This is a genomic window from Sorangium sp. So ce406, from assembly GCF_051474675.1.
In the GTDB taxonomy this organism is placed as follows: Bacteria; Myxococcota_A; Polyangia; order Polyangiales; family Polyangiaceae; genus Sorangium; species Sorangium cellulosum_G.
In genome coordinates this window covers 11465877-11487091 of sequence record NZ_CP150340.1, presented here as the reverse complement: position 1 = coordinate 11487091, position 21215 = coordinate 11465877, and the positions used below count along the sequence as shown (strand labels likewise).

Annotated in this window: 17 protein-coding genes; 9 read left to right on the top strand and 8 right to left on the bottom strand. The window is 72.2% G+C overall.

Annotated elements, in window-relative coordinates; all coding sequences use genetic code 11:
- Window position 1 precedes the first annotated feature (1 nt).
- Together sdhA and WME96_RS43145 are read right to left on the bottom strand one after the other, a co-directional pair.
- Window positions 2-2017 (bottom strand): succinate dehydrogenase flavoprotein subunit, encoded by a 2016-nt coding sequence (sdhA, locus tag WME96_RS43150; protein WP_437287355.1) that lies wholly within the window; start codon window positions 2015-2017, stop codon window positions 2-4.
- Window positions 2018-2071: 54 nt separating this feature from the next.
- Window positions 2072-2875, bottom strand: a complete 804-nt coding sequence (locus tag WME96_RS43145; RefSeq protein ID WP_437287354.1) for a succinate dehydrogenase cytochrome b558 subunit — start codon at window positions 2873-2875, stop codon at window positions 2072-2074.
- A gap of 59 nt (window positions 2876-2934) precedes the next feature.
- On the opposite strand from WME96_RS43145, the gene WME96_RS43140 reads away from it, so the two are divergent.
- From WME96_RS43140 to WME96_RS43125, 4 genes are all read left to right on the top strand, one after another.
- Window positions 2935-4794: a hypothetical protein gene (locus tag WME96_RS43140; protein WP_437287353.1), complete on the top strand. Its 1860-nt coding sequence runs from the start codon at window positions 2935-2937 to the stop codon at window positions 4792-4794.
- 152 nt (window positions 4795-4946) lie between these two features.
- Window positions 4947-6083, top strand: a complete 1137-nt coding sequence (locus WME96_RS43135; protein WP_437287352.1) for a hypothetical protein — start codon at window positions 4947-4949, stop codon at window positions 6081-6083.
- 3 nt (window positions 6084-6086) lie between these two features.
- Window positions 6087-6653, top strand: a complete 567-nt coding sequence (gene tsaE / locus WME96_RS43130) for a tRNA (adenosine(37)-N6)-threonylcarbamoyltransferase complex ATPase subunit type 1 TsaE (protein WP_437287351.1) — start codon at window positions 6087-6089, stop codon at window positions 6651-6653.
- A 15-nt stretch (window positions 6654-6668) separates the two neighbouring features.
- On the top strand, window positions 6669-7469 hold the full coding sequence (locus tag WME96_RS43125; RefSeq protein ID WP_437287350.1) for an MlaE family ABC transporter permease: 801 nt from the start codon (window positions 6669-6671) through the stop codon (window positions 7467-7469).
- A 296-nt stretch (window positions 7470-7765) separates the two neighbouring features.
- Here WME96_RS43125 and WME96_RS43120 read toward each other — a convergent pair whose 3' ends face one another.
- The 4 genes from WME96_RS43120 to WME96_RS43105 all read right to left on the bottom strand — a co-directional run bounded on the left by WME96_RS43120 (window position 7766) and on the right by WME96_RS43105 (window position 13071).
- Window positions 7766-8239: a hypothetical protein gene (locus tag WME96_RS43120; RefSeq protein ID WP_437287349.1), complete on the bottom strand. Its 474-nt coding sequence runs from the start codon at window positions 8237-8239 to the stop codon at window positions 7766-7768.
- A gap of 172 nt (window positions 8240-8411) precedes the next feature.
- Window positions 8412-9566 (bottom strand): hypothetical protein, encoded by a 1155-nt coding sequence (locus WME96_RS43115; RefSeq protein WP_437287348.1) that lies wholly within the window; start codon window positions 9564-9566, stop codon window positions 8412-8414.
- Window positions 9563-11776 (bottom strand): hypothetical protein, encoded by a 2214-nt coding sequence (locus WME96_RS43110; protein ID WP_437287347.1) that lies wholly within the window; start codon window positions 11774-11776, stop codon window positions 9563-9565. The genes WME96_RS43115 and WME96_RS43110 overlap by 4 nt, the downstream gene beginning before the upstream one ends.
- Window positions 11773-13071, bottom strand: coding sequence for a hypothetical protein (locus WME96_RS43105; RefSeq protein WP_437287346.1), 1299 nt, complete (start codon window positions 13069-13071; stop codon window positions 11773-11775). The genes WME96_RS43110 and WME96_RS43105 overlap by 4 nt, the downstream gene beginning before the upstream one ends.
- Window positions 13072-13659: 588 nt before the next feature.
- On the opposite strand from WME96_RS43105, the gene WME96_RS43100 reads away from it, so the two are divergent.
- The gene (locus WME96_RS43100) at window positions 13660-14457 is read left to right on the top strand and encodes a hypothetical protein (protein ID WP_437287345.1); all 798 of its coding nucleotides are present in this window, start codon (window positions 13660-13662) and stop codon (window positions 14455-14457) included.
- A gap of 391 nt (window positions 14458-14848) precedes the next feature.
- Here WME96_RS43100 and WME96_RS43095 read toward each other — a convergent pair whose 3' ends face one another.
- On the bottom strand, window positions 14849-16045 hold the full coding sequence (locus WME96_RS43095) for a hypothetical protein (RefSeq protein WP_437287344.1): 1197 nt from the start codon (window positions 16043-16045) through the stop codon (window positions 14849-14851).
- A gap of 20 nt (window positions 16046-16065) precedes the next feature.
- Window positions 16066-17052, bottom strand: a complete 987-nt coding sequence (locus WME96_RS43090) for an ArsA family ATPase (RefSeq protein ID WP_437287343.1) — start codon at window positions 17050-17052, stop codon at window positions 16066-16068.
- A gap of 78 nt (window positions 17053-17130) precedes the next feature.
- On the opposite strand from WME96_RS43090, the gene WME96_RS43085 reads away from it, so the two are divergent.
- From WME96_RS43085 to WME96_RS43070, 4 genes are all read left to right on the top strand, one after another.
- Window positions 17131-17898, top strand: a complete 768-nt coding sequence (locus WME96_RS43085) for a phosphoadenylyl-sulfate reductase (protein WP_437287342.1) — start codon at window positions 17131-17133, stop codon at window positions 17896-17898.
- A gap of 52 nt (window positions 17899-17950) precedes the next feature.
- Window positions 17951-18634: an HAD family hydrolase gene (locus tag WME96_RS43080; protein WP_437287341.1), complete on the top strand. Its 684-nt coding sequence runs from the start codon at window positions 17951-17953 to the stop codon at window positions 18632-18634.
- 75 nt (window positions 18635-18709) lie between these two features.
- Entirely contained in the window at window positions 18710-20290 is a 1581-nt protein-coding gene (locus WME96_RS43075) for a lactate racemase domain-containing protein (protein WP_437287340.1), read from the top strand.
- Window positions 20291-20320: 30 nt separating this feature from the next.
- On the top strand, window positions 20321-21205 hold the full coding sequence (locus WME96_RS43070) for a 5'-3' exonuclease (RefSeq protein WP_437287339.1): 885 nt from the start codon (window positions 20321-20323) through the stop codon (window positions 21203-21205).
- Window positions 21206-21215 lie beyond the last annotated feature (10 nt).

The window sequence follows — 21215 nt, the reverse complement described above, 5'->3', positions numbered from 1 at the left end:
GCTACACGCTCTTCTGCGACAGCTTGCCAGTCGCCTGCGCGCTCGCCGCGCCCGCCTGCTCGTACTTGCGCTCCCGCGGCGCCACCAGCGACGTGTCCACGGCGTCGGTCACGTGGACCGACTGGCCGGCGCACACGTAGTCGAACTCGCGGACGAACCTCACGGCGCCCTTCTCCTCGTGCCGCGCCAGCGTCGTGCGCTGCCACTCGGCGTCGTTCCGCACCGGGAACTCCGGCTTGTAATGCGCCCCGCGCGACTCGTCGCGGCGCCTCGCGCCCTCGGCGATCACCCGCGCGAGCACCAGCATGTTCTCGAAATGCCGCACGAACTGCGCCCCCTGGTTCACCCGCGGGGCCGTGTCCGTGCACCGGATCCGGCCGGCCCGCTCCTCGAGCTCGCCGAGCTTCTCGAGCACCCGGTCGAGCGTCGCGTTGTCGCGCTCGATCGTGCAGTCGCGCAGCATCATGTCGCCGAGCTCCTGGTGCAGCCGATAGGCGTTCTCCGGCTGCTTCGCGTCCTGGTTCTGCGTCAGGATGCGCTGGTAATCGGCCTCGGCGCGCTTCTCGGCCTTGTCGAAGATCGAGCGCGGCAAGTCCAGGGCGCTCCGCCGGATGCTCTTCTGATAGCTCGCCACCGCAGGGCCGCACACGAGGCCGCCATAGATGCACGAGAGCAGCGAGTTGGCGCCGAGCCGGTTCGCACCGTGGTACTGATAGTCCACCTCGCCGACCGCGTAGAGGCCCGGGATGCTCGTCGCGTGGTTGCGCGGCGACCCGGCCTTGAGCGAGCCCCGCGCGTCCGCCTCGTAGTCGACCCACAGGCCGCCCATCGAGTAATGGACCGCCGGGAACACCTTCATCGGGTTCCGGTACGGGTCGGTGCCGGCGAACTTCTCGTAGATCTCGAGGATGCCCGCGAGCTTCGCCCGGAGGAACTTCTCGTCCTTGTGCGTGAGATCGAGGTAGACCTCGTTCTCGTTCCTGCCCGTCGCGGCATTCCAGATGCCGCGCCCCTCGTGGAAGCACGTCTTGAAGATCGCGCGCGCCGCGATGTCCCGGGGGACGAGGTTGCCGTAGCCGGGGTACATCCGCTCGAGCAGGTAGTCGCGCTCCTTCTCGGGGATGTCCCGCGGGCTCCGCGCGTCGGTCCTGTCCTTCGGCACCCAGACGCGGCCGCCCTCGCCGCGCGCGCTCTCCGAGATGAGCCGCAGCTTGTCGGCGCCCGGGATCGCCGTCGGGTGCACCTGGATGAACTCGCCGTTCGCGTACACCGCGCCCTGCTGGTAGACCGCCGACGCCGCCGTCCCGGTGCAGATGACGCTCAGCGTGGAGCGGCCGAACACGATGCCGCAGCCGCCGGTCGCGAGCACGACCGCGTCGCCGGTAAAGGCGCGGATCTGCATCGATTTCAGGTCCTGCGCGACGCAGCCGACGCACGTGCCGGAGTCGTCGAGGATCGCCCCGAGGAAGTCCCAGAACTCGTGCTTCCGGACCATCTTCTCGCCCGGGATCGACACGCCGTGCTCATCGGTCACGTCGGCGAGCTCGTACCGGCGCACCTGCTCGTCGAGCGCGTAGAGGAGCTGCTGGCCCGTCGTCGCGCCGGCGAACGCGGTGCGGTGGTACAGCGTGCCGCCGAAGCGGCGGAAATCGAGCAGGCCCTCGGGCGTCCGGTTGAACGGCACGCCCATGCGATCGAGCATGTACACGATGCCCGGCGCGGCCTCCGCCATCCCCTTGACCGGCGGCTGGTTCGCGAGGAAGTCGCCGCCGTAGGCCGTCTCCTCGAGGTGCACCTGGGGGCTGTCGCCCTCGCCCTTCGTGTTGACCGAGGCGTTGATGCCGCCCTGCGCGCACACCGAGTGCGAGCGCTTCACCGGCACGAGCGAGATGAGGTCGACCGGGACCTTCGCCTCGCACAGCTTGATCACCGTCATCAGGCCGGCGAGGCCGCCACCGACGACGACAACGCGCCGAACCTTCCCCCCTTCGCTCCTCGTCGTGCTCTTCGCGGCCATGTTCGATTCCAGTGCTCCCGCGCCGCTCCCACCCGGGCGCGGCCGCTACGATGATCAGTGCGTGGCCGGGGCCGCCGGCTCGCGCGGGTCGTTCGCCGCGCCGGCGCCGCGCGCGGCGGTCGGAGACGCGATGTCCGCGCAGGTGCGGGCGCCGTCGGCGGCCGGGCTCGGGGTGCCGGGGAACGGCGCGCCGGTCGCGAAGTACACCACGGTGTTGGCGCCGAGCACGAAGACGAGGAGGCCGACGAGGCCGAAGACCACCGCGGCCGTCCGCTGCGCCCGGCGCGACACGGTGACGCCCCACGAGAAGCAGAAGCCCCAGAGGCCGTTGGCGAAGTGGAACACGCTCGCCGCGATGCCGAAGATGTAGACCAGCGCCATCACCGGCACGCCGCCCATCGTCGACGACATGCTGGCGCACAGCCGCGGGTAGAACTCCTCGGGCGCCATCCGGCCCAGCCACTTCTGCGCCCAGTACTGCCAGAGGTGGAGCGCGATGAACGCGAAGGCGAGCAGCCCCGTGACCCGCTGCATCGTGTACATCCAGTTGCGCGAGTACGCGTAGCGGCCCACGTTCGGCCTGCCCTCGAGCGCCAGCTTGACGCCGTAGAGGGCGTGGAACGCGAGGGGCAGCACGACGAGCCCGATCTCGAGCACCGGCAGGTACGGCATGTGCGAGATCTCCGCGACCGCCGCGTCGAACCGCTCCTGCCCCTGGAGCGCCTTCGCGTTCGTCCAGAAATGAAACAGCAGGAAACCGCCCACAGGGAGGGCGCCGGTGAGAGAATGCAGCTTGCGCAGGAGAAAGGACCGGCGGCTCTCGGAAGAGAGCGATCTCGCGGGGGTTGCCTCGGACACGCTGACCTCGATGGAAGGCGGGCGGGGCGGGTGTATGGGATGGCCCGGGTGACGTCAAGGTGAACCCAGTCAACACTTTCGGCCGAATTTCCGCGGCCTTCAGCGCGGCCGCCGCCCTCCTCGCGCTCGGCGCCGCCACGGCGGGCGCGGGCTGCGGCGGGACGGGCGGCGGCGCGGCGGTGAGCCAGACCCTCAGCCGCTCGCCCGCGGCCCAGGCGGAGCTGCACCGCATCCTCACGCGGTTCGCGAGCGGCGCGCGCGCCGAGCGCATCGCGCTCGAGCCGGAGCTCGTCGCCTTCCGGGAGCGCTACCCGGACGACGACCTCATCCGCGTCGCGGACGCCCACCTCGCCTGGATCGCGCTGGAGCAGGGGGACGTCCGCCGCGCCGAGGCGCTCTCGGCGGAGATCGAGGCGCGGGGGCGGGGCGCGACGGGCGCGACGGAGGACATCGCGCGCGTGCTCCGCGGCGCGGCGCTCCGGCGCGCCGGCAAGCCGAAGCCCGCGTTCGGGGTGCTGCGCCCGCTGGTGAGCAAGGTGATCGACGCGTACGTGCGCTCGCTCCTCAACGAGGAGGTCACCTCCGCCGCGATGGAGGCGGGCGCGTGGACGCAGGCGCTCGAGCTGATGGGCGTGTGGCTGCGCGAGGCGGGCGACGACGAGCGCGCCGCGGTCCGGGCGCAGATCGGGGTGCTGCTGCGCAAGGTCCCGATCGAGCACCTCGTGAGCGCGCTGCGCGCCGGGCAGGCGGCGGGCGACGTCGTGGATCCGGAGGTCGACCTGCGCTCGCTGGTCGCCGAGCGCCTCGCGATCGTCGCCCGCGAGCGCCGGGACGTCGCGCTCGCGAAGGAGCTGCTCGACCGGGCGGGCCCGCTGCTCGGCCGCCAGGGCGACGCGGTCTTCGAGATCGCGGCCGGCGCGGGGACCGCCCGCGTCGAGCCGCCCACGGTCGGCCTGCTGCTCTCGACGCGCACGCCCGAGTCGCGGCGCCGCAGCGTCGAGGTCGCCGCGGGCGTGGCGCACGGGCTCGGGCTGCTGAGGCCTGGGTCGGACGCGCGGCTCGTGAGCCGCGACGTCGGCGGGGAGGGCGGCGTCGAGGAGGCGCTGAGCAGCCTCACCGCCGAGGGCGCCGCGGTGCTCATCGCCGGCTCCAACCGGGAGCAGGCGACGGCGGCGGCGAAGTTCGCGCGGACGCACGAGATCCCGGTGCTGCTCGTCCACCCGCCGGAGCCGGCGGCGCTCGACGGCGCGTTCGTCTTCGTGGTGGGCGAGGAGCCCGCGAGGAGCGTCGAGGTGCTCGCGGCGGCCCTCGCCGAGCGGGGCGCGAAGCCGGTGGCGGTCGTTGGCGCCGGCGACGCCGACGGCGGCGTCGCGCTCGCGCTGCCCTGCGACGGGACCTTCGACCCGCGCGCGCTCCGGCCCCTGGGCATCCGGGGGCTCATCCTGGCCGGCGACGCGCCCTGCGCGGAGCAGGCGATCCGCGCCGCCCCGCGCGCGGTGACGATCGCGCTCGGCTTCGAGGCGGCCAGCGCGCCGCCGCCGGGGTCGCTCGTCGCGACGGCCGGGCCCTTCCCGTTCGCCGCGGCGCCCGCCGGCGCGCCGCGCCCGCCCGCCGCGGGCGCTCCGGACGCGCCGGGCGCGGCGACCGCGCTCGGCGCGTGGCTCGCCACCCACCCGGCGCCGCCGAGCTTCTGGGCGGCGCTCGGGCGCGACGCCGGCGTCCTCGCCTGGGCCGGCGTGCAGAAGCTGCCGAAGACGGGCACGGAGGACCCGGCCGAGGTGAAGGCGCGGCGCCTCGCGGCGGCGAGCTCCCTGAGCGGCGCGCGGGCCGAGCTGTGGACGACGTCGGCGACCGGCTTCGGCGGAAAGCGCGTGCTCCCCAGGGAAGTCGGGTACCGCGAGATCGGGAAAGCGCGATGAGCGAAGCGAGCCGCCTGGCGGGCGCGCTCCTCCGCGCGCAACCCGCGCACCGAGAAGGGCGCCGAGCGGCGCGCCGAGAAGCGCGCGAAGAGCACGTTGGCGCGTCGTCCTGGGGCTGCTCCGGCCTCCCGGGGCGCGTAGCATGGCGCCCCATGATCCGCCGAGCCCTCTCCTGTGCCGCCGCCGCCGCGCTCACCGCGCTCGCCCCGGCCGCGCTCGCCGACCGCGTGGCGGTGCTCCCCGCGCGCGGCGGCACCGACGCGGCCGCCCGGAGCGCCGCGGAGGCCGAGGTCGCGCGCGGGCTCGCCGCCCTCGGCCACACCCCGGTGCCCGACGGCGCGATCGCGGCCGCGCTCAAGGGCGTCGCCGACGGCGTCGCCGACACCGCGGACGAGCTCCGCGCCGTCGGCGCGCAGACCGGCGCGGACTGGGTCCTCACCGGCACCGTCGAGCCCGCGGTCACGACCACCCGCGTCGAGCTCACCGCGTACCTCGCCTCGACGGGCCGGGTCGAGTCGGTCGCGCGGGAGGTCGACAAGGACCAGGCGACCCGGCAGACGCAGGAGATGCTGGCCGTGCTCCTCCGCCCCGAGGGCATCGGCATCGGCGAGCTCCCCTGGGAGCGCGCCGCGCGCCCCCCGTCGGCGGGCGCGCCGCCTCCGTCGGAGGGCGGCACGGTGGTGCTGCCCCCCGTGCCCCCGGCGCCGGCCGCCCCGCCGGCCAACGAGGTGCTGATGGCCTACCCCCTCGGGCCGGAGCGCGTCTGGCCCGCGTACTCGGGCGGGCGCCGGTTCGCCGTCTCCGCGGCGCTCGGGGCCGCCGTCGCGGCGGCGCGCCTGCCGGGCGCGAGCGGCAGCGCGGCCTCGCTGGTCGGGACGGCGCGCGTCGCCTACGCGCTCGGCGACCGCGGGTTCGAGCTGTTCGCGGGCGGCGGCGGCAACCTGGTCGGGCCGTTCGCCGGCTGGATCGAGGGCGGCGCGCGCCTGATGCTGACGCCCGGCCTCACGCCGCACGAGGGCGCGTGGCGCGCGTTCCCGCTGCACGTCGGCCCGGCGCTCCACCTCGGCGCGTTCTTCAGGTCGGGCGCCGGCGTCGTCGGGCCCGGCGGCGCGACGTACCGCGGCGATATCGAGGTCCACCCGGTGCTCGGCGCCTCGATCGACGTCGCGCTCGCGCTGGGCCCCTCGGTACAGCTCGAGGCCCAGCTCGGCAACCTCCGGTGGGTCCCCACGGGGGACGGCTCCCTGTTCCTTGTCGGCGCGACGCTCGGCGCCGGGGCCCGGTTCTGACGCATGCGCATCGAGCTCCCGAGCCGCCGCAGCACCATCCGCCTCGCCCGCGCGCTCGCCGGCCTGCTCGCGGGCGGCGACCTCGTGGTCCTCGCCGGCGACCTGGGCGCTGGCAAGACGTTCTTCGCCCGCGCCCTCTGCCGGGCGCTCGGCGTGCCGCCGGCGCTCCCGATCACCAGCCCCACCTTCACGCTGGTCCACGAGCACGAGGGCCGCGTCCCGATCGCGCACGCCGACGCCTACCGCCTCGGCGGCGCGTCCTTTGCGGACGGCGCGCGCGACGCGCGCGGCGCCGCGACCGAAGAGCTCGCCCAGCTCGGCCTGCGGGAGCGCCGCGGCGAGGGGGCGCTCGTCGTGGTGGAGTGGGGCGAGCCGTTCGTGGAGGCGCTCGGCGGCGACGCGCTCCTCATCGACCTCGCCGCGCCTGCGGACCCTGCCGCGCCCGGCCGCGCCGCCGAGATCCGGGCGACGGGCGAGCGCAGCCGCACGGTGCTGGCGGCGCTCGAGGGCGATCTTGCGGGCCGGGCAGGTCTTCGCGCGCCTCTGCCCGTGCGCGGCGGCGTTGCGTGATACAAGAGCGGCATCGTGACCGGAGGCGCTGAGCCCAGCCGCAGCGAGCTGCTCGACAAGTTGCTGGGGCCGATCCTCGGGTTCTTCGACAACATCGGCAACATCGTCACGCTCACCTTCCAGACGATCGTCTGGCTCGTGCGCCCCCCGTTCCGCCCTGCGCAGTTCCTGGCGGCGATGGACTTCATGGGCGCGCAGTCGATCTTCATCGTCGGCCTGACGGGCATCTTCAGCGGCATGGTCGTGACGCTGCAGACGTCCTATGCGTTGCGCGCGTTCAGCGCCGAGGGTCGGGTCGGCGGGCTCGTCGCGGTCTCGCTGGCGCGCGAGCTCGCGCCGGTGTTCTCGGCGATCATGGTCACCGCGCGCGCCGGCAGCGCGATGGCCGCGGAGCTCGGCAACATGCGCGTCACCGAGCAGATCGACGCGATCGCGACGATGGGCGTGAGCCCGGTGCAGTACCTGCTTTCGCCCCGGCTCTTCGCCGCGACGGTGATGCTGCCGCTCCTTTGCATCCTCTACACGAGCGTCGGCATGTGCGGCTCGTACCTCGTCGCCGTGCTCTGGCTCGGCGGCGACGCTGGCGCGTTTTTCCAGAGCGTCCGCGACTTCGCCCTCCCCAGCGACATCTCGATGGGGCTCATCAAGGCGTGTGTCTTCGGCTTCATCGTCTCGGCGGTCTCGTGCCGCCACGGCTTCTTCGCCTCCGGCGGCGCGCGCGGCGTCGGCGTCGCGACGACGCGCGCCGTCGTCGAGAGCTGCGTCACCGTGCTCGTCACGAACTACATCCTGACGCAGCTCCTGCTCGACATGTGAGCCGGCGACATGTGACCCGCGACGGCGGCCCGCGGGCTTCCTGATCCACAGCCGTCGGCCCCGGAGCGGCACCCCTCGCCTTCTCGGTGTCGGATCCCCTCCGAGGACGGCTCCGAGAGAGCGGATGCCCATCCCCGGCCCGTGCTCGGCGCTCCGCGCCTGCGCGCGGTCCGCCCCTCCCAAATCGCGCGCTCCGCGCGCTCAGGGAGGGGTGCGCCATCGGGGACCTGCGGCCGGCGTGTGAGGTTCGGAGATGGTAAAGCGTGCACGGTGCGATAGCCCCGGTGAAGAGGAGCTCACTTCCAGAGTTCCCACCATCGCTTGGTGTCTGCCCCGCTTCGATCCGACTCCGCGAAGATGACAGGGGGAACTCGCTCGACCTCGCGCCCCTCCTCGAAGACCAGCTTCTCCTCGTCCATGCGGTAAACCTGGAATACGTTGTACGACTCCCCCGACGCGAATTCGGCCACGACTTGAATGGCGTCAACATCCTCCGATGCGCCTTGGGGGCGAACCCGCACATCTCGATAAACAGCAGCCGCTCTGATCTGCTTTGCAGATGCCTTCTGCTTCAGCGCCATGATGAGCAGGTTCGAACCTTGGGTGCCGCCCTGCGCTGCCACCCCGATGTCATACTTCCCGTTCGGCTGGACTGCGATGAACCCGGGAAGGAACGATCCCTGTTGCAGCAGCGCGTGCCTGGCCACGTCGAGCGAGCGCTCGACGAGCCGCTGAATCTCGAATCGCTTCGCGTGAGGGTCTTTGCTCATGGATCGCGTCTCCTGTCTCCAATGACGGGTCCACCTGCCCGCGAGGCCCAATGAGCCGCGAGCGAGACCGACACACCGTTACATCATGACGTGATGCCCGGCAAGGAGAGGCCGGACGGACGACGGCGGCGGACACAGGCTCTGAGCCGGGCGAGCATCCCATCGCTTTCACTTACGGCATAATGCCGAGGACGAAGAGCGCATCCGCCCAGAGCGGCCAGAGTGTGCGGTACGGGTGGGTCGTCAGCACCGCGCCGCCGCTCGGCAGGCGTCGCACGTGAAAGGGGGCGTGGCGCTTGATGAACTGGACGTGCTTGCGCGAGGCAACGTCCGCTTGGTAGGTGGCGGCTCCCTCCTTCGTCGCTGCGATGGTCTCGCGGGCGGTCGACTCGACGCTGCGCCAATCGTCGTCGGGCACTGCAGAGGCTTCGAGCGCGTCGAGGAGTAGGCTCGGATGCGTATCCAGCGCCTTGAGGACGGTTTCGCGCGTGAGCTCGGCGTCACCCTCGATGGGGGCGCGTGCTCCGCGACGAACAGCATCGACGCGCGTAGGTCGCGTGTCTCTCGACGCCGCCGCGGCCCAGTCCATCCGCGTATGCTGGCGCAAAAGATCGACGTCGCCTGCAATGCCGACGCATGCCCCATGCGGAGCGGCGTCGATGCGCGCGCGCAGCAACTCGAGTGACATCCCCGCGGTGAGCGCTGTCTTGTCACCCTCGTGCAGGTGGACCCATGAGAGGGCGAGGTCGCGCGCAACCGACGCGGCGTCCGCGTGGTAGGTCGCACATGTCTCGACGGGGGCGCCCCAATGCCCAACGTCCACGCACGCGCCGGTCTTCACGTGTCCATGAGCTTCCGGGGCGCAGAGGCGGATCAGGAGATCCTCGATGTCCTGCTGGACTTGAATTGACGAGATCACCGCCTCGGTCTCCACATCGCGCATCGTGCCGCCGGGGGCGATTTCGAGACTCGACGAGAGCAGATCCCTCCGGTCGAAAGGCGACCCGCGCACCGGGCCGGAGGGATGCCGGCGCTCGTACTCCTCACCGAAGCACTCGATGCCGAAGCAGGGCCAGCGTCCGGATCTCAGCTGCGCCCCGAAGTCTACGGAGACGTGCGTACCCGGAGCAAAGGCGGCACGTATCACTGTAACGACCTCGTCGATGAGAATCGAGCGGCGCCATATCTCCGTGGGAGTATCGAGCGAGGTGACGGCGACATCGCAGCGCGCCTTCGGATGTACAAGGGCGCCCAAGGCCGCCTCGAACGCGTCGATCCTGGTCGCCTCGTCACACCACGCATAGAACCAAGGGCCTGAATCGCTCATAGCTGGATGACCATGACCAAATTCTTGAAGCCCTTGATGGTGATGCGCTCGCCCGTGCTTACTCTGACCAAGTAGCCGTTTACTATCTCCAGATCCTCATTGTTGAGCGGCGCGCCCTTGGGCATGATGAGCTCGACCCTCTGAACGTCTCCAGCGAGTCCCTTATTCTTGAGAGCCTCCATCCCGTTCGTCAACTGCTTGAGCGCCTTGTTGACGTCGACGCTCCCGTTCTCAATCGATTTCACCTCGCTGAGGGCGAGAGCGTTCCCCCTAGTGACCGACAAGAAGTCGGGAGCTTTGGCAAGGTCGGTGCCGGGGGGCGACTCTGTCGGGATGCGCAGCACGTCGCGCACGCCGTCGTCGCCGACGCCGATCAGCGCCCGCCCGTCGTCCAGCATGAACTTGGACGCCTTCTTTTCGAATGCGTCGAGCGGCTTGCTCGTGACCGCTCCACGCAGCGTTTTGTACCATGTGCGCCGATTCCCGCGCAGCGCGGCCATGACGGGGTCTTCGATCTCCTCGATCTTCCTGGCGACCCGGATCGCCCCCGCCCGCAGCCCGCCGGCAACGGCGACTCCGTGCCAGACGTGCCCGACCGCCCCGAGCCCGAACCCCACCCCCGAGAAGATCCGCTCCTCGGTGCTCAGCTCCTGCCCCGACGGCAGGCAGAACGCCTTGCCCGTCACCGCCTCGCACAGGTCGAGCGCCGGCCCCACCACCGGCACGAACCCCACCCCGATGCGCGTCGTCGCGTGCACCAGCGTCTGCATCACCCCCGCGTACGCCTCGACGCCTTCGCCGACCGTCGACATCGCCCCCGCGAACGCGCTGATCGTCTGGTAGAGCTGCGTCTGCTCCAGGTCGAGCGCCTCCCCCGTCCACTGGTTCAGGCTGTCCTTCATCTGGTCGGCGAGCGCGTCGAACCGCGGCTTCAGCAGCGTGTCCACCACCGCCCGCAGGTCCGCCGGCACCGGCGAGTCCACGAACCAGTCCGACGCATCCATGTACCGCCGCACCACACCGGCGATCCGGTTCTGCGCCTTCAGGAACGCGTTCGTCTCCGCAAGCGACACCCCCGTCCGGTCGCGCAGCGCGATCTCCAGCGCCGCGCTGTTCTCTCGCCACGCCCGCACGTTCGCCACAAAATCCGCCCGCGCGACCACGACCCCGCCGCTCACCGCTGCTTCCAGCGCCGCGATCACCGCGTCCGCGTACGCCGCGTACGGGTCCCGCCCCTCCTCGAATGCGCCGTCCGCCTCCGCGATGTCCGGCACCTCCACCCACGGCACCTCGCTCTCCCCGAGCGCGTAGCTCCACGGGTCGTCCGGATCCCACCCCTCGGCGCGGGCGTCCTGCGTCGCGAGGTCCGCCACCTCGTCCGCCTGCGCGCCGAACTCGTCGACCAGCCGCGCGAGCTCGCTCTCCAGCTCGCTGACGCTCTTCTTCAGGTCGTCGACGAGCTGCTGCATCGCTGCCCGCGTCTCCGCGTCGACAACGTCCTTGTACCGGTCCAGGATCGCGTCGAGGTCGGTCCGCGAGATCTCCTCCAGCGGCCGGCTCACCAGGTCGTGCAGGTCCGTGTCGAGCTGCCGCAAGAGGTCCATCCGCGCCCGGAGGTCGGCGACCCTGGCGGCGTCGCGGAGGAGCTCCGTCATCAGCCGGGCGATCCTGACCTCCAGCTCCGCGATGGCGCGCGCGAGGTCCGGGTTGATCTCCGCGAGGCTCAGGTCGACCGCGGTGTTGCCCTCGAAGCCGGCCCCGTCGCGGCGGATGTTGAAGAGCGGCTTGTTCAGCCCGAGCGGCTCCGAGACGAGGTGCACCACGTCGCGCGCGTGAGTACACCAGTTGCCGCCGTTGACGGTGTGGACCCGGAAGTGGAAGTCGTTGCTGCCCATGCGGAGCAGCACCGAATCGAACTCCGCCTCGAACGTGTTGCTCTGGGAACCATCGGCTTCGATCTGCAGCGCGTCCGGAACCGAGTACGTGGGCAGCGGCGTCTGGTTCACCTCGAAGAAGGCGTCGCCCTCCCTGTCCAGCTCGGCAATCCCACACGAGCCGACGTCCTGGTGGCCGCTCCAGAGAAGGGTGTACGGCGTGCCGGCCCGCGCGAACGACGGCGTCACCACCGCCGCCACGGTGACCAGCGCGACGATCTTCTGCAGCGCCGCGGCGCGAAAGCCACGCCGCGCCATCTCCTTCGAGCCCCTCATGTCCCCTCCGCGCCGCGCACGGCGGCGTCATACGCGATCGCGGCGCCCTTCACGTCGCCCGCGTCGAGCCGCGCCTGCGCCGCGTCGAGCGCCGCCGCGGCCATCCCCTTCTCCCGCAGCGCCGAAAGACCCGCCGCGATCTTCCGCGGCAGCTCCGTCCTGAGCTCCGCCTCCGCGGCGTCGAACCGCGCTCGCAGCTCCGCGCACCCGGCCTCGCGCCATGACGCCCCTGCCGCCTCGCAGAGCGGCCGCATCTGCACAAGCGCCAGGAGCTCCCCGTACCGCGCTGCCAACAGCGGCAGCCCGAGCTTCTCGCTCACCGGCGGCGCCGCCGACAGCGCCGCCGCCCGCGCGCGCGCCACCTCGCGGAACCTCTCCGACGCCCGCTCGCTCCGCGACCGCGCGATCGCCTCGCGCGCGCCCTCATCGCCCTGCAGCACGCGGAGCGCCTGCCGGCGCAGCGCGATGCCGCCGAGCAGCGCCGTCGCGGTCGCGTCGCTCCGCGCGACGCGCCGCTGCGCATAGCCAAGCATCGCGCCCAGCGAGCGCAGCGCCCCCGACGTCATGTCCGGCACCACCGCGCCGTGCGTCGCCAGCACCTCCCTGTGCGGCGCCAGCGCCTCCGCGAACGAGACCGCGAGCGCCTGGAGCTCGGCCGACAGCGTCATGATCTCCGCCGCGAGCTCGCTCGGCGCCCGGCTCGCCTCGCGCGCCGCGGCGAGCACGGCCTGCTCCGCGCCGTCGAGGCCCTCGACGCCCGACCGCGACGCCTCCGCCGAGAGCGCCGCATACGCCGCCGTCTCCGCCGCCTCGGTCGCGCGGTAGTCCGCGAACCGCGCCGCGGCGGCCGCGTACCTGGACACGAGCGGCGCGGCGTCGCGCCGGGCCTCGTCGAAGACCGCCTGCACGGCCGCCATCGCCTGCTTGTCCGCGGCGAGCGCGGCCGCGAGCGGCTCCTCCTGGGCGCTCGCCTTGTCGATCATCGCCCGCGTGAAGCTGTCGGCCGCGCGGACCGGCTCCTCGTCGACGATCTCCTGCTGATGACGCCTGTGCGTCAGGAGCAGCCCGAGGAGCTCGCCGTGCAGGGTCGCCCGGAGCGACTCGGCGTGCTTCTCCTCGTCGCGCACGTACGCCACGACCCGATCGAGGTTGTCGAACCAGGCCCCGAGCTCCGCCTCGCTCGCGACGAACGCGTCGGACGCGCTGAACGGCGGCAACGCCCACATCTGGATCGGCTGCTCGCCGTCCGCCTCGGCCTCGTTCCACGCGCTGCCGGGGCCCTCGCTCGCGTCCACGCAGTGCTCGACAACGCTGGTGTTCGATTGCGCGCAGAACCTGCCTGGCGCGTGTTCCTCGCGCGGCCACAAGCACCCTGTGGCCATCGCGCCCAGCGCCAGGGCGGTCGCGGCCGCCACAAGGGGCGTCCCCGGTCGCCGCGTTCTCCTTCTCATGAGCATTACCTCCACCCCGCGATTCTTCTCGCCCGCGGACGCTCGCCCGCTCATTGCCCAGGTGCAAGGGTCCACACGGGAGCGGTAGGACATTGCTTGGCCGAAGAACACGCCCCCGAGTTTCCCGTCGCTCCGTCCTTGGTGAAGAGGCACCGGGGGCCACGGCACGCGAGCATGGGAACGCGCACGCGCACGCGGACAACGAGACGGAAGACGGGAGGCGGGAGGCGGGAGGCGGGAGGCGGGAGGCGGAAGACGGGAGACGGGTGGCCCGATGGCAGCCCCGAACATGGGACTCACGCTGGTCGAGGCAGCAAAAACCCGACGGTAGCTCAGGCGAGAAAGCCCTTTTCAACCGCGCCGACATCCATTGTACCTTCCCTCCTCATTGCCGCCGTCCGGCTTTGCCGGCCGGCAGGGAGGAAACCAGCCATGGAGTATTCAGACCGGGTCCTCGAGGCCACGCCGGAGCGCGCCACAAAGCTCCTGATGGGGATAGGCGCAGTCGCCGCGCTTCGCACGTTGATGGCCGGAGCGGGCATGACCGACGACGATATCGTGGAGGGCCGCGCGCTCCTCCTCGACGTCCTCGCCGCCCCGCGCAGGACCGCCGGCGCGCCGGCCGATACCGACGACGCCAGGGCGCAGCGCGCCGCGACAGGGGAGCTCGACCAGTGGGACGAGCCCAACTACGCCCGTCATGGCGCCGCGCTCCGCCGGCGCTTCCCCGACGTGCACGATTACGTGTTCAAGGACCTCTCGCCCTCCACCGGCACCGCCGCGGTCCGCGGAGTGGCCACCTTCCTCGCGCGGCTCGACGCCCTCGAGAATGGCACCGATCCGGACCGCGCCGCGACGAAGCAGGTCGACAAGAAGGCCGTCGCATTCCTCGCCACCCGCGGCCTCGACAAGGCAGAGCGCAGGCGCCTCAAGGGCCTCGTCGACGTGGCGCTCGGGCCGACATCGCCTCTGCCCGAGACAACCGATGTCCCCGAAGCCGCGCGGCGGCACGAGGCGCTCGTCAAGCTGCGCGGCTGGTTCGACGAGTGGGCGACAACGGCCCGCGCCGTCGTCAAGCAGCGCAGCTACCTCATCCGCCTCGGCCTCGCGAGCCGCAAGGCGCCCCAGCGCAAGCCCGCGACAGCGCCGGCCACGCCAGGCAAGCCCGCCGCCACGCCGCCCCAGCCGGCAGCGCCGATCGAAGAGACCGCCGGCGCCGACTTCGAGTAACCCGACACATAAGTCCTGGCTTCCCGGCGCTCCGGGAGGCTTCCCGCGCGCGCCCGAGACCTTCGCGCGCGGCCCGGAAGCTTCCCGCGCGCTCCGGAAGCTTCCCGCGCGCCCCGGGGCATGAGATTTCGCGTAGTTAGCGGCGTCCCCGGCGCCCCCGGCGCCTTCCGGCGCGGGCCGGGGGACGTATTTCCCGGGAAATTCGACCCTCCGGCCCGCGCGCGAAGCCTCAGGAGCGCGCGCGAAGCTTCAGGACCTCGCGCGAAGCCTCAGGACCTCGGGCGCGAAGCTTCCCGCGCCGCGGGAAGCCCTCCCCCGCGCGCGGGAAGCCTTCGTACCGGCGACGCCCCCCTTCGCGCGTGACGGGATGCCCCCGGCACGCGCCCCGCCCTCACCGCCACGAGCTCGGCGGCTCCGGCTCGCGCAGCGCGATCAGCGCCGGCGAGAGCTGCACCGGGTAGCGCGCCGGGGCGCGCAGGTGCGCGACAGCGTGCGGGAGCAGCTCGCGCGCCGCGACCGAGCGCTCGCGACCGACGCCCGGCGGCTCCGGCGACTCGAGGGCGTGGCCGCCGCGCATCACCGCGCGCGCCAGCGGCGCGAGCCGCGCGACCCCGAGCGCCCGCGGCGTCAGCATCCGCTCGTGCGCGAGGTGGATCACGTCGACGACCGCGCGCCCGGCCTCGTCGTGGTAGCGCGCCACCATCTTGCGCCCCGCGATCACGTCGCCGCGCCCGCTCGCGCCCTGCCGGAGCGACCACGCGCCCGACTCCTCGAGCGCCACGAGCTCGTAGCGCGCCGCGGGCAGCCCCTCCGAGAGCTCCGCGAGCCCCGAGGCGACCCAGCCGCCGGCGGTCGTGCCCACGCGCCGCGCCTCGAGGAGCAGCGCCTCCTCGTCGTGACCCCCGAGGTCGATCACCCGGTCGGCGTACCAGGGCCAGCTCCCCTCGAGCGGCGACGGCGGCGGCGCGAGCTCGCCGAGGTCGATCCCCGCCTCGCCGCGGAACGGGATGCCGAGCGCCGCGGCCGCGAGCGCGCTCGTCGTCGCCGCCGCGCCGCCCACGTGCATCGCGCGCGCGAGCGCCAGCGCCTCGTCGGCGAACGGCACGCGCGCCGACGACCCGTCGACGACGGCGCCGCCGTCCGAGGCGATGAGGAGCCGCGCCACCCGCGTCGCCGCGGCCGTGCCCCGGCGGAGCGCCGGCACGAGCAGCGCGCCCACGAGGAGCGCCTCGACGAACGGCCCCTCCACCGAGACGACCGGCGTGCCCGGGAACGCGATCGTCCCGTCGGGCATCGCGTCGATGTCGACCGAGAGCACCGCGCCGGCGAGCCGCTCCACCAGCGCGTCGCTCAGGCCGCACGCCGCGCGCGCCGCGAAGACCTCCCCCGGGTCGAGCCGCCCGCCGTCCAGCGCGAGCGCCTCGAGCGCCGCCTCGACGCCGGCGACCACGAGGAACCCCGTGTGCGGCGGCGCCGCCGTGAACCCGAGCTCGAAGCTCGCGCGCCGATCGGCGACCCCCGCGTGGAGGAGGCGATCGGCGTCGAGCAGCGCACGTCCGTCGCAGAGCAGCGGGCTCGCTCGCACCATCGCCGCCGGCATCGGCCCGCTCAGAGGCGCTCGGCCAGCGTCCGCGTGCCGGCGACCGTCGAGGCCTCGTCGAAGAGGAACGGCAGGATCACGGTCGGCAGGTCGAGCTCGCGGCGCAGGCGCGCCAGGCTCTCGTGCTGCACCGACTCGCGCATCGAGCGCCGCGCGCCCGCCACGACGGCGCTCTCGACGGTGTGCGCGGCGCGCAGCGGCGCCTCGATGTCGAGGCGCCCCGGATCCACGAGCAGCGCCCGGCGCTCCTCGGGCGAGAACAGCGGCGGCAGCACGCCGTTGATGATCAGCCGGTGGACCGGCAGGCCGAGCTCGCCCCGGACCTCCGCGACGAGCTCGACGGTCTCGGTCGCCGGCATCTCCTCCGGGAGGGTCACGACGACGACCCCGCTCCGCGCCGGGTCCCGGAACATCGCCCACGCCGCCTCGGCGTCCCGGCGCAGGATGCCCGGCGGCGCCACGTCGAGGATCACCTTGGGCACGCGCAGCATGTCCACCCCGTGCCCCGTCGCGGGCGCGTCGAGCAGCACCACGTCGAAGCGGTTCGACCCGTCCGCGAGCAGCTCGGTCGTGTGGAACCAGGCCTTGCCGAGCATCGCCCACTCGTAGAGCCCGGGCACCGCGCGGAAGAAGGTGCGCGTGTACTTGTTGTCGAAGACGAGATCGGCCGCGGCGCGCACCTTGAGGACCATCTCGCCGTACTCACGGAGCGCCTTGTCGGGCGAGATGTTCACCGCCCACACCCGCTCGGCCACGTGGGTGACCTCCTGGCCGATCGGCTTCGTGCCGAGGATGGCCGAGAGCCGCTCCTTCGTGTTGCACATCGCGACGAGGACGCGCTTGCCGCGGGCGGCGAACGCGAGGGCGAGCGCGCCGGAGATCGTCGTCTTCCCGACGCCTCCCTTGCCGGTCACGAACAGGAAGCGCCGGCGCTCGAGCTCCGGGAGCTCCTGGCCGGGTCCGCCGGCTTGCGAGGCTTGGTGGGCGCTGGTCATTCCGCGAAAGCGGAGTTAGGCGCAAGCTCCGGCGAACGCAACCCGGATCAAGGAAACGGGCTCTGCTATGCATCCCGTATGCGCATCACCGAGCGACACCTCGAACCGCTGAACCGACGCTTCCAGGGCGCGTCGCCCACCGAGCTCCTCCGCTTCGTCCGCGAGTCCTTCGGCCCCCGCGCGGCCATCCTGAGCAGCATGCAGCGGGCCGGGACCGCGCTCTGCCACGTCGCCGACCGCGCCGGCCTCTCCTTCGACGTTGTCTTCGTCGACACCGGCGTGCTCCACGCCGAGACGCTCGCCACGCGCGACGAGCTCGCGCGGACCCACCCGAACCTGCGCGTCGTCACGCTCTCGCCCGAGCGCAGCTTCATGCAGCAGACGCGCGACGAGGGGCTGCTCTACCTCTCGAAGGAGGGCCAGGAGCGGTGCTGCGAGCTCCGCAAGTCCGTCCCGCTGCACGCCATCCGCGGCCGCTACGACGCGCTCGTCGCGGCGCTGCGGCGCGGCGAGGGCGGCGCCCGCGCGAAGGTCGCGCCGTTCGGCCTCGACCCCGCGAACAACGCCATCCGCGTCCACCCCTTCGCGTCGCTCAGCGGCGAGGAGCTCGACGCCTACTTCGCGGCACATCCGGACGCCGTCGAGAACCCCCTGCACGCGATGGGCTTCCGCACCATCGGCTGCTTCCCCTGCACGACCCCGGTGCTGCCCGACGAGCCGGAGCGCGCCGGGCGCTGGCGCCACCTGGCGAGCGTCGAGTACTGCGGGATCAACCCGGTCGACCGGGGCGACACCGACGGCGGCGTGGAGCTCGACGACCGCTACGAGCGCCTCTTCGCGGCGTGACGATTCGCCTGCGAATCCCGGTTCGCGCCAGCTCGATCTTGACTCAAAGGGCATGAAGGGAGATTTGCCCCACATGCCGGCGAGCTACTTCGACGTAGACGGCACCCTGGTCACGACCAACCTCGTGCACCCGACGGTGTTCTACATGCTGAACCAGCCAACGCCGATGCACAGCCTCGCGAAGCTCGGCCGCGCCCTCGTCAAGGCGCCGTGGATGGCGATGGCGGAGCTGCAGGATCGGCGCCTCTTCAACGAGCTGCTCTTCAGCTCCTTCGCGGGCGTCTCCGAGGACCGCCTGGTGGCCCTCGCCGAGGAGGCGTTCGCGAAGGTGCTCAAGCCGGCCATCTACGGCAAGGCGCGGGACCTCGTGAAGTGCAGCCTCGACAAGGGGCACGACGTCGTCCTCATCTCCGGCGCGCTGGATTTCCTGATGCAGATCCTCGCCGAGCACCTCGGCGCCACGGGCATCATCGCGAACCGGCTCGAGGTGAAGGACGGGTTCGCGACGGGCAAGCTCCTGCGCCCCGTCGTGGCCGGCCCCGAGAAGGCGCGCCTCATCCGCGAGCACGCCCACGCGCACGGGCACAACCTCGACGAGTGCTTCGCCTACTCGGACAGCTACTCGGACGTCCCGATGCTCTCGGTCGTCGGCTACCCGGCGGCGGTGAACCCGGACCGCAAGCTCAAGCTGCTCGCGCAGGCCTACCACTGGCCGATCCTCGATCTCGCCGCATGACCCTGGCCTCTGCCGGACGACGGCGGGGAGCCACGCCACAGCCCAACTCGTCGCACCACCTGCTCTGAAAGCCCCATGAGCCATCCTTGCGTCGTCACGCTAGACAGCCGCAGCGCCCCCCGGGTGCTCTTCTCAGGCGACCAGCTCGTCGAGGTCGACCTGCCCACCGGCTCGCGGGTGATCTACCCGAAGCCGCCGCTCGAGCCGCTGAAGGACGTCGACGCCGCGATCCGCTACGCGATCAACCACCCGCACAACTCGGAGCCGCTCTACGCGAAGCTCCGCCCGGGGATGAAGGTCACGATCGCGGTGGACGACATCTCGCTGCCGCTGCCGCCGATGCGGCGCCCTGACATCCGCGAGCGCGTCCTCACCATCGTGCTCGACCTGCTCTCCGACTACGGCGTCGACGACGTCGAGATCATCATCGCGACGAGCGTCCACCGGCGGATGAAGGACTGGGAGGTCCGCCACATCGTCGGCGACAGGATCTTCAACGCCTACTGGCCGAAGAAGCTCTACAACCACGACGCCGAGAACCTCGCCAACATGAAGTACATCGGCACGACCGACGTCGGCGAGGAGGTCGAGCTGAACAAGCGCGCGGTCGACAGCGACCTCGTGATCTACGTGAACCTGAACCTCGTGCCGATGGACGGCGGGCACAAGTCGGTCTCGGTCGGCCTGTGCGGGTACAGGAGCCTGCGCGCGCACCACAACCCGCGGGTGATGCGCGACTGCTACTCGTACATGGACCCGAAGAGCTCCGCGCTGCACACGAGCGTCGAGCGGATGGGCCGGCTGGCCAACAAGAAGCTCAACGTCTTCACGATCGAGACGACGATCAACAACCGCATGTTCGATCGCCCGCTCGAGTTCCTCGCGAAGAACGAGGACGACCTGAGCGCGGGCGAGAAGAGCGCGCTGCGCGCCCTCCGCTTCACGCTGTCGAAGGTGCCGCAGCCCGCGCGCCAGGCGATCTTCCAGCGCGTCCCCTCGCCGTACGGGGTGACCGGGGTGTTCGCCGGCGAGACCGAGGCCGTCCACGAGCACACGCTGAAGCGCAGCTTCGACCAGTACCTCGTCCCGGTCACGGGCCAGGCCGACATCCTGGTCACGGGCATCCCGTACATCAGCCCCTACAACGTGAACTCGTTCCTGAACCCGCTGCTCGTGCAGGTGATGGCGAACGGCTACATGTTCAACCTCTACCGGGGCGCGCCGATGCTCAAGAAGGGGGGGACGATGATCATCCTCCACCCCTGCACCGATCTGTTCGACAACGAGCACCACGCCCCGTACATCGAGTTCGTGCACCGGCTGCTGCCCGAGACGCGCGACGCGATGGAGCTGCACAAGCGGTACGAGAAGAAGTTCTCGGAGAACCCGGCGTACATCGAGATGTACCGCTTCGGGCACGCGTACCACCCGACCCACCCGTTCTTCATGTGGTACTGGGGCGAGGCGGGCCGGCAGCACATCGGCCGGATGATCGTGGTCGGCGCCGACAACGAGTACATCCCGCAGCTCCTCGGCTGGGAGACGGCGCGCACGATGGACGAGGCGCTCCGGATGGCGAAGCAGTCGGCCCCGCCGACGCCGGAGATCATGGCCCTGCACTCGCCGCCGATCTTCATGGCCGACATGACGGCGTAGCGGGCGGGCGGCCCGCGGGAGGGGACACCCATGCGGCTGCACCTCATCGACGGCACCTACGAGCTCTTCCGCGCGCACTTCTCCAAGCGGCCCGACCACCGCGCGCCGGGGGGCTGGGACGCGAAGGCGACGGTGGGGGTCGTCGCCTCGCTGCTCGCGCTGCTGCACCACCCGGACGAGGAGGTCACGCACCTCGCGGTCGCGTTCGACAACCCGATCCGCTCGTTCCGGAACGATCTGTTCGCCGGCTACAAGAGCGACGAGGGCATGGATCCGGCGCTGCGCGGGCAGTTCGATCCGGTCGAGGAGGCGGTGCGCGCGCTCGGGGTCGTCGTCTGGTCGATGGACGCGTTCGAGGCGGACGACGCGCTCGCGACGGCGGCGGCGCGGTTCCGGGGCGAGGTCGAGCAGGTGCGCATCCTCAGCCCGGACAAGGACTTCGGGCAGTGCCTCGCGGGCGAGCGCGTCGTGCAGGTCGACCGCCGGAAGGAGCGCGTCGTCGACGAGGCCGCGCTGCGCGCCGCGCGCGGCGTGGCCCCGGCGAGCATCCCGGACTACCTCGCGCTGACCGGCGACGACGCCGACGGCATCCCGGGGCTGGCGGGCATCGGCGACCGGACGGCGGCCGCGCTGCTCGGCGCCTACGGGCACCTCGAGCAGATCCCGGACGACCCGTCCGCGTGGACGGTGCCGGTGCGCGGCGCCGACAGGATCGCGCGCGCGCTTTCCGAGCAGCGCGAGGAGGCGCTGCTCTACCGGACGCTGGCGACGCTCCGCACCGACGTGCCGCTCGCCGAGCGCCTCGACGACCTGCGCTTCCGCGGCGTGCCGCGCGGCCGTTTCGAGGCGTGGTGCGACGCGCTCGGCGCGCGCGCGCTGAAGGCGCGGCCGACGCGCTGGGCCCCGGAGGGGTGAGCCGCACGCG

What these genes read in the sequence shown, in the direction of transcription:
- tsaE (WP_437287351.1), top strand. Translation starts at nt 6,087, where the DNA reads ATGCGCATCGAGCTCCCGAGCCGCCGCAGCACCATCCGCCTCGCCCGC.
- WME96_RS43080 (WP_437287341.1), top strand. Translation starts at nt 17,951, where the DNA reads ATGAAGGGAGATTTGCCCCACATGCCGGCGAGCTACTTCGACGTAGAC.
- WME96_RS43110 (WP_437287347.1), bottom strand. Translation starts at nt 11,776, where the DNA reads ATGAGGGGCTCGAAGGAGATGGCGCGGCGTGGCTTTCGCGCCGCGGCG.
- WME96_RS43090 (WP_437287343.1), bottom strand. Translation starts at nt 17,052, where the DNA reads ATGACCAGCGCCCACCAAGCCTCGCAAGCCGGCGGACCCGGCCAGGAG.
- WME96_RS43135 (WP_437287352.1), top strand. Translation starts at nt 4,947, where the DNA reads ATGATCCGCCGAGCCCTCTCCTGTGCCGCCGCCGCCGCGCTCACCGCG.
- WME96_RS43120 (WP_437287349.1), bottom strand. Translation starts at nt 8,239, where the DNA reads ATGAGCAAAGACCCTCACGCGAAGCGATTCGAGATTCAGCGGCTCGTC.
- sdhA (WP_437287355.1), bottom strand. Translation starts at nt 2,017, where the DNA reads ATGGCCGCGAAGAGCACGACGAGGAGCGAAGGGGGGAAGGTTCGGCGC.
- WME96_RS43085 (WP_437287342.1), top strand. Translation starts at nt 17,131, where the DNA reads ATGCGCATCACCGAGCGACACCTCGAACCGCTGAACCGACGCTTCCAG.
- WME96_RS43070 (WP_437287339.1), top strand. Translation starts at nt 20,321, where the DNA reads ATGCGGCTGCACCTCATCGACGGCACCTACGAGCTCTTCCGCGCGCAC.
- WME96_RS43095 (WP_437287344.1), bottom strand. Translation starts at nt 16,045, where the DNA reads ATGGTGCGAGCGAGCCCGCTGCTCTGCGACGGACGTGCGCTGCTCGAC.
- WME96_RS43115 (WP_437287348.1), bottom strand. Translation starts at nt 9,566, where the DNA reads ATGAGCGATTCAGGCCCTTGGTTCTATGCGTGGTGTGACGAGGCGACC.
- WME96_RS43100 (WP_437287345.1), top strand. Translation starts at nt 13,660, where the DNA reads ATGGAGTATTCAGACCGGGTCCTCGAGGCCACGCCGGAGCGCGCCACA.
- WME96_RS43075 (WP_437287340.1), top strand. Translation starts at nt 18,710, where the DNA reads ATGAGCCATCCTTGCGTCGTCACGCTAGACAGCCGCAGCGCCCCCCGG.